The following is a 12,987-nucleotide window of genomic DNA, read 5'->3' as shown; positions in this document are numbered from 1 at the left end:
TTTTTTATGATGAACAGAAATTATTACACAAAAATTGCAGGATTAGGTATTTTCCTGCTCTTTCTCATTGCGTTTCAGAATTATTCTAAAGCAAAAAACGAGAACTTTCCGGAGGTTAAATTCATTTCTGAAAACAATTCCATGTTGGAATTAACGGATTTTGATCCCAATGATTTGGACGAAAAGCAATGGCAGCACTTAGGATTTTCATCGCAACAGATTGCCACGATTCTGAATTATAAAAAGATTGTCGGCGGAAGATTTACCTCGAAAGAACAATTCAAGAAATGTTTTGCAGTTTCCTCTGAAAAATTTGCAGTACTGGAACCTTACATCTTATTGCCGGAAAGTAACAACGATGCAAAATCCGGTAATTTCAAAGGTTTTGAAAAAAGAACCCTCACAATTTCCCAAAAATTCAACCCAGATCATTATACTCTCAACGATTGGATTAAAATTGGGTTTAGCAAAAAACAATCCGAAGCTATCTTGAAATATAAAACATATTTAGGAGGCAGTTTTGTAAGCAAAGAAAAGCTAAAAGAATGTTTTATTATTAGTGAAGAAAATTTCCAAAAGATCAGTCCTTATTTGATTCTGCCGGAAAAAACACATTCAAATTTTAATAATGCTGCTAAAAGCTTTAAGTCAGAAAAAAATCGTTATTATTCTTTTGATCCGAATACATTAGATCTTGAAGGTTGGAAATCTTTTGGCTTTTCTGATAAACAGGCGCAAACCATCATTAATTACAGGGACCGGAATCTACAAGGAAGTTTCAAAAGTCTGGAAGATATTCAAAAATGTTTTGTGGTTTCCGCCGAGAAGTTTGAGGAGATGAAACCTTTTATCAAATTAAATTCAGCAACCATTCTAAAAACGGAGATAAGGCAACAGGAAAAAACAGATTTTTCGAAAGTAGATCTCAATGCTGTTACTTTTAAACAACTTATTGAGTTTGGTTTTGATGAAAAAGCAGCCGGTTCTATGATCGGTTTCAGAAAAAAACTGGGCGGATTTGTCAATAAAGAGCAAATCCTGACCACGTATAATATTGATGCAGAGTTAACACAAAAATTACTTTCCATCGCTCAATTAAATACTTCAAGTATTCAGAAATATACGTTGACTGAAGCTCCGGAAGAATGGCTGAAAAACCATCCTTATTTTAAATATTCTGCAGATAAAATTTTATACTACAGAGTCAGCAATCCTGATGACAAAAAAATCTGGAAATATTTGAAGCTAAAACCTGAATATGAAAAAAGAATGAGATTATATACTAAATAAAATTTATTCAGCCGTTTTACTCGAGTCCTCTAAAAGCATATTGAGTGCTGAAAATTCTTCATCCGTCAGATCTCTCCATTTACCAATCGGGAGATCTAATTTGATGTTCATGATACGGATTCTTTTAAGTTTTTTCACTTCATAACCCAAAAATTCGCACATTCTACGGATTTGTCGGTTCAGACCTTGTGTAAGAACAATCCTGAAGTTCATATCGTCTATTTTTTCAACCTCACATTTTTTGGTTACGGTATCTAAAATAGGAACTCCATTTCGCATTTTCTCCAGGAATCTCGGCGTGATCGGCTTGTCTACTCGTACCAGATATTCTTTTTCGTGATTGTTTCTTGCTCTAAGGATTTTATTCACGATATCACCGTCGCTCGTCAGCAGAATAAGACCTTCACTTGGTTTATCCAACCTTCCAATAGGGAAAATCCTTTTTGGGTGATTGATATAATCAACAATATTGTTTTTTTCGCGTTTTGTATCTGTAGTGCAGACAATTCCGACAGGCTTATTAAAAGCGATATAAATAGGTTTATCCTGCGGTTCACGGATAGGTTTTCCATCAACCTCTACAAGATCTTCATCGGAAACTTTGGTTCCCATTTCCGGAATTTTTCCGTTGATCGTTATTCTTCCTTCTTCCAAAAGTTTATCTGCCGCTCTTCTGGAGCAGTATCCAACTTCTGATAAATATTTATTGATACGCGTTTTTTCCATTAATCTTCTCCGTAACCTGTATAATTTTTATTGCTGAAAATCGTAATTCCGTAACTCAACCCAATAAAAAATGGATTTTTATTAGCGTTACCTAATTTATACCCTTCAAAAATAATTCCTCCTTCCTGACTCAATCTCTTTGAATAAGAAACCTGCATTCCCAATCGTGCGCCCCAAAATTCAGAATCTGAAACTACTGCATTATTGATCTGCTTTCCGTAATTAAGATCTATATAAAATGGGCGATCTCCCGGTGCAAAGATGAACTTCGGTTGAATCATCACATACACCAAATGATAATTATCTTCTATAAAACTATATTTAAAGCCTGTTCCCAATGCAAAGTTAGGAAGAAAATTATAACCTCCGATTGCTGTAATTCCGTAGGTGATTTTATTGGGTGCTTTTGGCTGAATATACTGCGTATTATTAGGAACTTCTTTTTCTTTAAACAGATTGTACCCTATATTCAGAGAAGGATTAAAATAAAAATCCATTTTCTGTTTTTTAGTCTCTGTATTTTGTGAAAAGGATAGTAAAGAACCACATAAAGTGATTAATAAAAATAATTTTTTCATCATGAATTCTCAAATCTAAAATCATTCTCTAAAAAGTCTGAAGTAGCATCTTCAATGGTATAGTCTCCGATTTTTGTTCTTCTCAATTGTGTTAAATAAGCTCCCACTCCCAATTCCTGGCCAATATCGTGAGCCAGACTTCTAATATACGTTCCTTTTGAACAGCCTACGGTAAAGCTTACCAAAGGAAGATCAATTTTAATATCCTGAATATAAAAGATCGTGGTTTTTCTAGATTTCATTTCAACCTCCTCTCCTGCTCTTGCTAAATTGTAGGCTCTTTGTCCGTCAATTTTTATCGCTGAAAACACTGGCGGTTTCTGATCAATTTCTCCAACAAATTTTTCTAAAGCAATATTAATCTGCTCCTCCGTAATATGTGAAAAGTCCTGATGAAGAATTTCAGGTTTTTCGGTATCATAAGATTCCGTTTGTACTCCGATTTTTATCTCCGTCCAATATTCTTTCGGTGCATCCTGTATTTCAGGAATTTTTTTCGTGAACTTCCCACAACAAACGATTAAAAGACCGGTTGCTCTCGGATCTAAAGTTCCGGCGTGGCCAATCTTGAATTTTTTGGGAAGATTAAACTCTCTTTTGAGTTTGTATTTCATTTTATTGACTGCCTGAAAAGAGGTCCAATCCAAAGGTTTGTCCAATAAAAATATGTGTCCGGATTGTAATTGTTCTGATGTCATGATTTTCCTATTTCTTCAATTTCCTCTTCTTTAGCGATTTCCCTTGATACTAGCCTATTCTTATTAATTATAACCAGAAAAATAATCATTAAAATACCAAATATTATATCTTCAGGTTCATAAATATAATGAGTGGAATAAATTTTAAATGAATTAAATAATACTGAAATAATTAATAAAGGCTGCAAGACATTTATATAAGCAACTGCATTCTTTTCCTTTTCAAATAATTTGACACATACAATTATTGACAAAACAGCTAAAATTGATAAGTATAAAAAACTAAATACATTGAAATTTTCACCTATTTGAATCGCTAATTTTGTTATTAAGACTAAACTGGAAAGACTAAAAAAAACAACCGAAAGCCAATAGACAATTCTACTCTTGAAAATTATTTTTTTCACTGTTAAACTTTAAAAAAGTAAAAATAAATCAACAAAGCTACACCAACGAAAATACGATACCAACCCCAAGGTTTGAACCCGTATTTATTTAAAACTCCGATAAATGCTTTTATCGCAATTAAAGCTACGATAAATGCCACCACATTTCCTACGATAAAAATAGTGATGTGATCTTGTGAAGCCATAATCATTTCATATCCTTTTTGTGGAGTTGCCGTTTCTTTCCCCCAAGTTTTTACAAAAACCGAATATACCGTTACTGCCAACATGGTAGGAACTGCTAAAAAGAATGAAAATTCAGCAGCAGCTTTTCTTGTTAATCCTTGCGTCATACCACCAATAATGGAAGCCGCACTTCTACTCGTTCCCGGCATCATGGCTAAACACTGCCAGAAACCTATGGTAATTGCTTTTTTTACCGTAATTCCTTTTTCATCGTCAATTTTAGGGTTTTTGAACCATTGATCAGCAAACAATAATACTACTCCACCCAATACTAAAACTGATGAAATCGCAATTTGATTTCCTAAAACCGCTTCAATTTTATCATCGAATAAATATCCTAAAACTAAAGCAGGAACTACTGCAAAAGCCAATTTATAATAAAACTTTAGATTGTTTAAATCAAAGAATTTTTTCCAATAAGCAACCACTACTGACAAAATCGCTCCAAACTGAATAGATACCTGAAACATTTTTAAAAACTCATCTTCAGGCAGTCCCATTAAGTTTGCGGTAAACCCCATATGAGCCGTTGAAGAAATAGGAAGATATTCTGTTAATCCTTCTATGATCGCAATAATAATCGCTTTGATTAAATCCATAATTTATGTTAAAATTAAAAGATTAAGAAATTCAGAAATTTAGAACATATTGTTTAAATCTCTGAATTTCTTAATCTCTAAATAAAAATTTATTTTCTTATTTTTTTTTCAAAATCGCGTACACTTCAATAGCAAAACCAATGACTACAAATAGTGGTGCAATTCTGATTCTACGGATAGAAAAGATATCGTCATTCCAAGAATTCGGATCAAATTTTCCATCTACTGTATTTGCATCCGGACCCATCATCAAAAGAAAGCCAACAAGAATAAATGCTAATCCTATTAACATCCATTTAAAGTTTTCTTTTCCAAAGTAAAAAGTTTTTTCTTCGGAAGCTTCTGTTTCTTTTCCGTAATCCGCTGCGGAAAATTTATTTGTTTTATTGCTCATTTTTATGAATAATATAAATCATCAACATTCGTTTTCAGGAATCTCCAGGTTGCAATTACGGTACTCAATACTGTAATAAAAATACCTACTCCCAACACTAGTAACACCAACCAGAAATATTGTTGATTATCTTGTACGAATGCAGAACCAATTTGACTTGTGAAGTAATACCAAACTCCAAATAATGCTAAAAGACCTATTACTGAACCAATAGCCCCTAAAATAACCGCTTCTATGATGAATGGCTTCAAAATAAACCTTCTTTTTGCCCCTACCAACTGCATGGTTTTAATGATAAATCTTTTGGAGAAGATCTTCAGACGAATCGAGTTGTTAATCAATACGACAGCCAATACCAGGAATAAAAGAGAGAATCCTAAAATCCACTTCAAAATTCTATTTAGGTTGTTGTATACATCTACCATAAGACTGCTATCGTTCTTCACGTCTACAACGCCCGGAACTGAGCTTATAATTTTAATCGCTTCATCTATTTTTGCAGGATCTACATATTCAGGTTTTAAGGCAACTTCTATAGATGACGGAAAAATATTTTCTTCAAACAGGGCATCACTGTCGATTCCCATACTTTTTTTGGCTTCCTGAGCCGCTTTTTCTCTCGAGATATAGGTTGCTCTCTTCACCGGAGCTAAAGTCTGTACTTTTTTAAAGGTTTCTTCTTCCAGTTTTGCAATTTTTACAGAGTCTTTAGCATCATAATTTTCATCAAAGTAAGCATTCACTACAAGCTGTTCTTTGATATAGTCAGAATATTTTTGAGCATTAATTAAAATAAGCCCCATTAATCCTAACAAAAATAACACTAAGGCAATACTTATTACTACTGTAATATTGCTAGACCTAAGCCTTTTCTTATTAAACTCATCTACAGATTTAGCCATTAATATTAAAATTTTTGGCTAAAATAGAAAAAAACTTCCGAAATTTGGGAACGAAAAAGAGAAAATCACTGTTAATAAAATCATAAAAAACATTGAGTGTAAAAGCAAAAAAGCATCTTGGTCAACACTTTTTGACGGATGAAAACATCGCAAGAAAAATAGTAGAAGGTCTTAGTTTTGAGAGCTATAATAATGTAATGGAAGTAGGTCCCGGAATGGGAGTTCTTACCAAATACCTTTTGGAAAAAGATCAAAACATTTATCTTGCTGAAATTGATAAGGAATCTATAGAATACTTAAAAAACAACTATTCTAAAATAACTGAAGAAACTTTTGTCGGAGATTTCCTGAAACAGGATTTTCAGTTTACCAACGGTGAGCAGATTGCCATTATCGGAAATTTCCCTTATAATATTTCTTCGCAAATTTTATTTCAGATCATCGATCATTACGAACTGATTCCTGAAATGGTGGGAATGTTTCAAAAGGAAGTTGCTGAAAGAACAGCCGCTGTTCCGAGAACGAAAGATTACGGAATATTGTCTGTTTTAATTCAGGCTTATTATGATACCACCTATTTGTTTACTGTTCATGAGAATGTATTCAATCCACCGCCAAAAGTAAAATCCGGGGTGATCAGAATTACAAGAAACCCAAAAGAAGGCTTGACCGGAAATGAGGTTTTATTTAAGCAAATTGTAAAAGCAGGATTCAATCAAAGAAGAAAAAAGCTATCCAATGCTTTGAAAGTTCTCAATATTCCGGAAGCTTTAAAAACGCACGAATTTTTAGATAAAAGAGCGGAAGAACTGAGTGTTTCAGACTTTATTGCCTTCACTCAACTTTGGAAAGAAAACCAATAACTTTCATCACACTAAAAAAATAAAAGCCTTTCAAAAATTTGAAAGGCTTTTTAATTATTTTAAATATTGTTATTCCCTGTTTTTCAACATAATCCATCCAGAGCTGTTCATCTGTACTTTTGATTTTGGATACTGGAAGTTAAATTTATACCAATACGTTGAAGTTGGTAATCTTTTTCCTCCTACAGTACCATTCCAAACTGGGTTTTGTTTTGTAAATCTAAAGATTTCAACACCATATCTGTCATACACAGAACCTGTAAAGTTATCGAAATCTCCTAAAGCTTTAAGATCTAGAACATCATTCACACCATCCTGGTTCGGAGTAATGATATTATTAATATGTAATGTAAAGAAGTCTACCGCGTTTTGACAGCTTTTTCCCTGCGTTCTTACCTGAACCGTATAGTTTGTATTATCAGTTAATCCACTGAATACATTTGAAGTCTGCCAGTTAATTCCGTCAATAGAATATTCTAATACTGTAGGAATATTATTAATCGGAGGATTATTTGCAGTTACGGTCAGCGTATTATTGTTATCATAGTTCAGAGCTGTAATGAAAGGAGAGGCTGCTGCCAATACTTTTGCACTAAATTTTCTCTTACAATATCCGTTATCAATAGTAACCGAATAAATTCCTAATTTATCAACACTTATGGTTTGTGTAGATTCACCTGTACTCCACAGATACTTATAATTCGGACCTGTTCCAGCATCTAAAGTAACTCTATCTCCGATACAAGTTTCAACATCTTTTAAAGCTGTAACAATAGCAGGAACCACTTCTACAGTAACTGTTGCCGGTTTTACAGAAACGCAACCTTTAACACCTACTGCATATACTTGAAATGTAGTTGTATGATCTAATGTCACAGTCTGAGTACCTCCTGTACCTGAAAAATTACTCCATTGATAAGTAGTTCCTCCTGTTGCTGTTAAATCTACTGAATCTCCAGGGCAAATTTTCAATTTTGTAGACATTAAAGTCACCGTAGGTGTTGTTTCTTTGGCAAGTGTCAACTTCACCATTTTACTACAGAAGCCTCCATTTGAAACTACAACATACAGAATTTGTCCATCAGTACCATTAAAATGATAAGGATCCTGAATATAGTTATTATTTTGAGCGACAGCATCCGTTTGATTTACATAAAAACGGAATACCGCTCCCGGTGTATTGCTAATCAATGGTTTTGAGAAATTTAAATCAAAATCAGGAACATCAGGAGTTGCACAATGAAGTAAAGTAGCATCCTGAGCAGAAGGTGTTGTTCCTCCATTAATAACAATAGAAGCTGTTCCCGGACAAGGACTTCCCGGATAAGATACTTCAACAGTATATGTTCCCGGTAGAATTGCTGTAATAGAGTTTGTAGTAGCTCCAGGTATTACAGTCGTAGTGGTACCATTATTATAATACCATTTATAGTTGACATTAGGATCACTTACAGAAGCAGTAATCACCTGAGGTTCATTATCACAAACATTAATTTCTTCAGGTAATGTAGCTCCACTTGGATCTAACAATTCTACCCCAATATTAAATGATCCTCCTTCCAAGAAAACAGCAGAGTCAAATGCGGTATCACCTGCATCAGCAATTACCATTTTAAAGTGATAAGCCTGCCCTGCTACTACTGTTGCAGTTGCCGTTAAAGGAACTGTTCTTCCGTTAAAGTTGGTTTCGATATTAGTGGTATTATAGCCTCCAAAAAATGCAGCGTTCATAGCAGCACAACCTAATGGTCCACCAGCAAATGTTGTTGCCGGACGAATATTAGTAACACTTACCGGACCCGCACTCCCCGGAAGAACCGCCATGTTTTGATATGGTCCTCCTGCAATAGGTTTAAGTAGTAATGCAAACGCATCTGAGAAACTACAAGGGTAAGTACCTGTATATTCTTCAGAAGCAAAAAGATAATTAAATTTTACCTGTGAAGAAGTCGGAACAAAATCAAATTCCAAAATTACAGCATCCTTCAATGGTTTAGTCGGGTTTGTGGCTGCTACTAGATCAGGATCACTATTTGTCCCTACGATATCACTTAAGGCACTGTTTACATCAACATAATCATTTCCTGTACGCTTTGCCTTGCCAGTTACCAATACAATCCCGTCTTTAAAAGGAAAGCTGGTCGTTCCTCTATTAAAGTATCCCCACGCTCTGTCATCGTTAGTTGCAGGCAAATTAGGGCTTACCTGCACATTTGAAACTTGAGGGGTAACACAAGAGTTCGTTCCGGAAGATATCAATACATCCTTAACCAATTGAGTAATATTAAAACTAGACTCAGTATACGTTGGTGTATTAACATCAATAAATGCCCCTTGCTTTTTGGCCAAGCTAGTATTAGGTTTCGGAACCTTTCGTGTCTGGTCAGTTTGTGAAAACACAAGATTTGTTGATAAAATAAAAGATAAAGCTAATAGATATCTCTTCATAATATTATTTGTTTAAACAAATTTAATTTATTTTTAAATATATGACACACATTTATCCATTTTTATATAAAAAAAATAGCCTCCATTAATATGAAGACTATTTTCGATAATTTTAATTTCTATTTTTAAGTAAAATCCAGCCACTTCGCTGTTCTAGCTTTTTGCTTGCCGGATTTTCCCATTGCACTCTATACCAATAAGTACCAGTAGGAACGTTCATATTTTTGATATTTCCATTCCAAATTGTGTTGGACTTATCTGCTTTAAATACTTGTGCACCATATCTATCAAATATAGAGGCTGCAAAATTATTATAACCACTTATTCCAGAGAAATCTATTCCATCATTTATACCGTCCTGATTCGGAGTAATAGCATTATTAACAACAAATGTAAAGAACTCTAAAGGCGTGTTACATTTTGCATCTTTTATTCTTACTCTTAAATTATAGTTCGTGTTTTTTAAAACATTGATAAATATATTGGAAGTCTGCCAAGTTACTCCTCCATCGATAGAATATTCTAATGCTCCACCCGTAGGATTGGTTGCTGATATCGTAAGAGTTCCATTATTATAGACAACATTAGTAAATTGCGGCAGATCCGGATTATACAAATGAGCAGTAAAGATTTTTGAACAAGTTCCATTACTGATTTCAACAGTATAAGTACCCGGTATATTCGTTGTCATCGTTTGAGTAGTCACACCTGTACTCCATAAATAAGTATAATTTGGACCAGATCCTGCATCAAAAATGCCGGAATCTCCTGCACAAGCGTATACATCTTCTAAAGTAGAAACAATTGCCGGAACAACCTCTATTGTGATCGTCGCAGGATTTACAGATGAACATCCGTTTCCTCCTAAAGCATATACTGTATAAGTTGTTGTAGTTTGTGGTGTAACAACTTGAGTATTTCCAGTTCCTGGTAAACCTATCCAGTTATAAGTCACTCCACCAGTTGCCAATAAAGTCACAGGCTCTCCTGCACATATTTTTGATTTTGAGGCTGATATTCCTGCCGTAGGAGGCCCTACAACCACCGTAACAGATGCCTGGTTCTGAGAAATACAACCATTTGCTCCTACTGCAAATACAGTATAAGTCGTTGTTGTTGCCGGCGAAACAGTTTGAGTACTTCCGTTCCCTGTCAAACCATTTCCCCAATTATAGGTAGCACCGCCCGTTGCAGTAAGTGTTACCGATTCTCCCGGACATATCTGAGCCACAGATGATGTCACATTCGCAACCGGCGCAACTTTATCTTCTGTTACCGTAACATTGGCGGTATAAGTACAATTTAAATTGCCAGGTTGTGAAGTATTTGAAACCGTTAATGTATATACTCCTCCAGCATTTACAACCGGAGTTAACGTATTTGCCCCTGAAACGATATTTCCACCTGTAGTCGTCCATGCAATAGTAGATCCTGTCGGAATCACCGAAGATGAAGCATTCAAAGTAATCTGCGCTACTGTACAAGTAATATTCTGAGGTGCTGCAATCGTTAAAGTGGTTACCTGGCTTTTTAATAATAATAAATTAACCACATAGCTACATCCTCCATTTTTAACCAACACATAGATTGTTTGGTTTCCTGCACTTGGAAAAGCCGTAGGAGTAACAATGGTATTAGCATTCCCGGCAATGGCATCAGCCTGATTTATATAATAGGCAAAAGTAACACCAGTTACCGTAGATGTTATCTGAGTTTGTGCTGAAGTTAAGTCATAAGTAATATTTCCCGGTTGATAGCATTTAATTAATGTTGCATTTTGCACTGTTATAGGCTGGGAAACTTCAATGGTGATCGTCGCAGGAGTTTGTGAAGCACATCCATTTGCACCAATTGCATTTACCGTATAAGTCGTTGTTGTTGTTGGTGCTACAATTTGGGTATTTCCTGTTCCAGGCAAACCAGTCCATGTATAAGTAGCTCCTCCTCCGGCTGTTAAGGTCACACTTTCACCAGCACATATTAATACTTTTGAAGCGGTTAAAGTTGTTGTAGGTGGCGCACTATTCCCAGTTACCGTTACATTAGCTACAGAGGTACATGTCACATTATCCGGAGCAAATATATTAGAAATAGTCAATGTATACACTCCAGCTGCACTTACAACCGGAGATAGCGTATTACCTCCTGAAACGATTGTTCCTCCTGTAGTCGTCCAGCTAAATGTTGATCCTGTTGGATAAGTAGAGGCTGATCCGTTCAACGTAATCTGAGGTGTCGCGCAAGTTAATGCTGCAGGTGGGGCAATCGTAGCAACGATCTGTGCCGCTTTTACCAATTGCAACTGAGCCACTTTTGAACAGAAACCGTTTTTAACCAATACATAAATTGTTTGTCCTCCTGCACTGGAAAATGAGGTAGGAGTAGGTATTGTATTTCCGTTTCCTGCATTAGCATCGGCAAGGTTTAAATAATATGAAAAAGTAGCTCCGGCCGTTGTACTTATAGAAGGTTGGGCAGAAGTTAAGTCGTAATTGATATTTCCTGCTGCATAACAAGCCGTTAAAGTAGCATTCTGAACGGTAGGTGAAGTTCCACCGACAATTGTTACAGTTGCAGTTCCGGGACACGTATTTCCAGGAACCAGTACTTCTACTTTGTATATTCCGGGTTGTGTTGCCGTATAGGAGCTTGAAGTTGCTCCAGGAATAATATTATTATTTAAATACCATTGGTAAGTTGCATTCGGATTCTGAACAGAAGCATTGAATACTTGTGGTTGATTATCACATACATTAATTGAAGCCGGCAATTGAACACCTGCAGGATCTAAAATTTGCACTCCTATATCAAATGATCCAGCTTCCAAATATACAGATGAATCATACGAACCATCATCCCAATCTGCCAACACCATTTTAAAATGATAGGATTGTCCGGGAACAACAGTTGCTTTTGCTGTTAAAGGAATTGTTCTTCCGTTAAAGTTGGTTTCTATTCCGGCAGTATTATATCCTGCAAAATAAGCAGCATTTAATGGTCCACAGCTAAGAGGAGCACCACTGAATTGATTAGCAGGACGAATATTTTTAACACTTACAGGACCTGCCGTTCCTGGCAAAATAGCCATATTGGTGTAAGTAGAACCTGGTGTATTTGGTTTCAACAATAAGGCAAAACCATCTGTAAATGAACATGGGTAATCATCTGAATATTCTTCAGAAGCAAAAATATATCTAAAGGTAACTTCATTAGAAGTGGGTACAAAATCAAATTCTATATACGTTGCATCATAATAGTTATTAACAACCCCTAAAGCTGTAGACAAGTCTGTATCTCCCGTTGTAGAATACGTATTACTTAAGGTACCCGGAATAAAAGAATTCCCTGCGTTTCTTGCATATCCTGTAGACAATACAATTCCTTTCGTAAAAGGGAAAGCCGTTGTTCCTTTATTGAAAAAGCCCCATGTTCTGTTTTGGTTAGAAACAGATAAATTCGGAGTAACGGTAACGTTTGTTATATTGGCAGAAGTACATGATGTTCCCCCTTTTATAAGTACATCTTTAATTAATTGGGCAATATCATAGTTTGATTCAGGGTAAGCGCTTGTATTTACATCAATAAAAGCCCCTGTTTTCATACTTTGGGAAGTAGGCATAGCAGTAATTCCTGTTCTCCCTTTTTTTTGAGAAAACATAAAATTATTACTTATAAGCACTAAAAACAAAGCAAAAAATAGACTTCTTGTCCTCGTATTTAACATTTTACAATCTTTTAAACAAAAATAACACTTTTTTTGGTTAAAATTTAAATTTGGTTTACTTATAATACAAGATATTTAATTTGACATCATTATTTATTATTAAAAAACAAACAAGGCTGATTTTTTCAGCCTT

Annotated in this window: 11 protein-coding genes; 2 read left to right on the top strand and 9 right to left on the bottom strand. The window is 35.1% G+C overall.

The genetic code is table 11. From position 1 onward, the window contains the following. Window positions 1–9: 9 nt before the first annotated feature. Window positions 10–1,290: a helix-hairpin-helix domain-containing protein gene (locus LV842_RS09175; RefSeq protein ID WP_233111148.1), complete on the top strand. Its 1,281-nt coding sequence runs from the start codon at window positions 10–12 to the stop codon at window positions 1,288–1,290. Window positions 1,291–1,293: 3 nt separating this feature from the next. Here the strand turns inward: LV842_RS09175 and rluF are convergent, their stop codons facing one another. From rluF to LV842_RS09140, 7 genes are all read right to left on the bottom strand, one after another. Continuing rightward, the gene (rluF, locus tag LV842_RS09170) at window positions 1,294–2,016 is read right to left on the bottom strand and encodes a 23S rRNA pseudouridine(2604) synthase RluF (protein WP_233111147.1); all 723 of its coding nucleotides are present in this window, start codon (window positions 2,014–2,016) and stop codon (window positions 1,294–1,296) included. After that, window positions 2,016–2,513: a hypothetical protein gene (locus LV842_RS09165; protein ID WP_233111146.1), complete on the bottom strand. Its 498-nt coding sequence runs from the start codon at window positions 2,511–2,513 to the stop codon at window positions 2,016–2,018. The genes rluF and LV842_RS09165 overlap by 1 nt, the downstream gene beginning before the upstream one ends. A gap of 80 nt (window positions 2,514–2,593) precedes the next feature. Continuing rightward, complete coding sequence (gene truB / locus LV842_RS09160) at window positions 2,594–3,292, bottom strand: tRNA pseudouridine(55) synthase TruB (RefSeq protein WP_233111145.1); 699 nt, start codon at window positions 3,290–3,292, stop codon at window positions 2,594–2,596. Next, window positions 3,289–3,699, bottom strand: coding sequence for a hypothetical protein (locus tag LV842_RS09155; RefSeq protein WP_233111144.1), 411 nt, complete (start codon window positions 3,697–3,699; stop codon window positions 3,289–3,291). The genes truB and LV842_RS09155 overlap by 4 nt, the downstream gene beginning before the upstream one ends. A gap of 2 nt (window positions 3,700–3,701) precedes the next feature. Next, window positions 3,702–4,523, bottom strand: coding sequence for an undecaprenyl-diphosphate phosphatase (locus LV842_RS09150; RefSeq protein ID WP_233111143.1), 822 nt, complete (start codon window positions 4,521–4,523; stop codon window positions 3,702–3,704). Between the two features lie 97 nt (window positions 4,524–4,620). Further along, window positions 4,621–4,917: a DUF3098 domain-containing protein gene (locus LV842_RS09145; RefSeq protein ID WP_233111142.1), complete on the bottom strand. Its 297-nt coding sequence runs from the start codon at window positions 4,915–4,917 to the stop codon at window positions 4,621–4,623. Between the two features lie 2 nt (window positions 4,918–4,919). Then, a complete protein-coding gene (locus LV842_RS09140; protein WP_233111141.1) occupies window positions 4,920–5,819 on the bottom strand; it encodes a cell division protein FtsX in 900 nt (299 codons plus the stop codon). 92 nt (window positions 5,820–5,911) lie between these two features. Between LV842_RS09140 and rsmA the strand changes: the two genes are divergently transcribed. Next, entirely contained in the window at window positions 5,912–6,682 is a 771-nt protein-coding gene (rsmA, locus tag LV842_RS09135; protein WP_233111140.1) for a 16S rRNA (adenine(1518)-N(6)/adenine(1519)-N(6))-dimethyltransferase RsmA, read from the top strand. Window positions 6,683–6,751: 69 nt separating this feature from the next. On the opposite strand, the gene LV842_RS09130 is transcribed toward rsmA, so the two are convergent. Further along, entirely contained in the window at window positions 6,752–9,130 is a 2,379-nt protein-coding gene (locus LV842_RS09130; protein ID WP_233111139.1) for a choice-of-anchor L domain-containing protein, read from the bottom strand. 112 nt (window positions 9,131–9,242) lie between these two features. Continuing rightward, complete coding sequence (locus tag LV842_RS09125) at window positions 9,243–12,788, bottom strand: choice-of-anchor L domain-containing protein (protein ID WP_233111138.1); 3,546 nt, start codon at window positions 12,786–12,788, stop codon at window positions 9,243–9,245. Between the last annotated feature and the right edge of the window lie 199 nt (window positions 12,789–12,987).

Source organism: Chryseobacterium gwangjuense (assembly GCF_021311115.1).
Taxonomy (GTDB): Bacteria; Bacteroidota; Bacteroidia; order Flavobacteriales; family Weeksellaceae; genus Chryseobacterium; species Chryseobacterium gwangjuense.
This window is presented reverse-complemented; position numbering and strand designations above follow the sequence as displayed.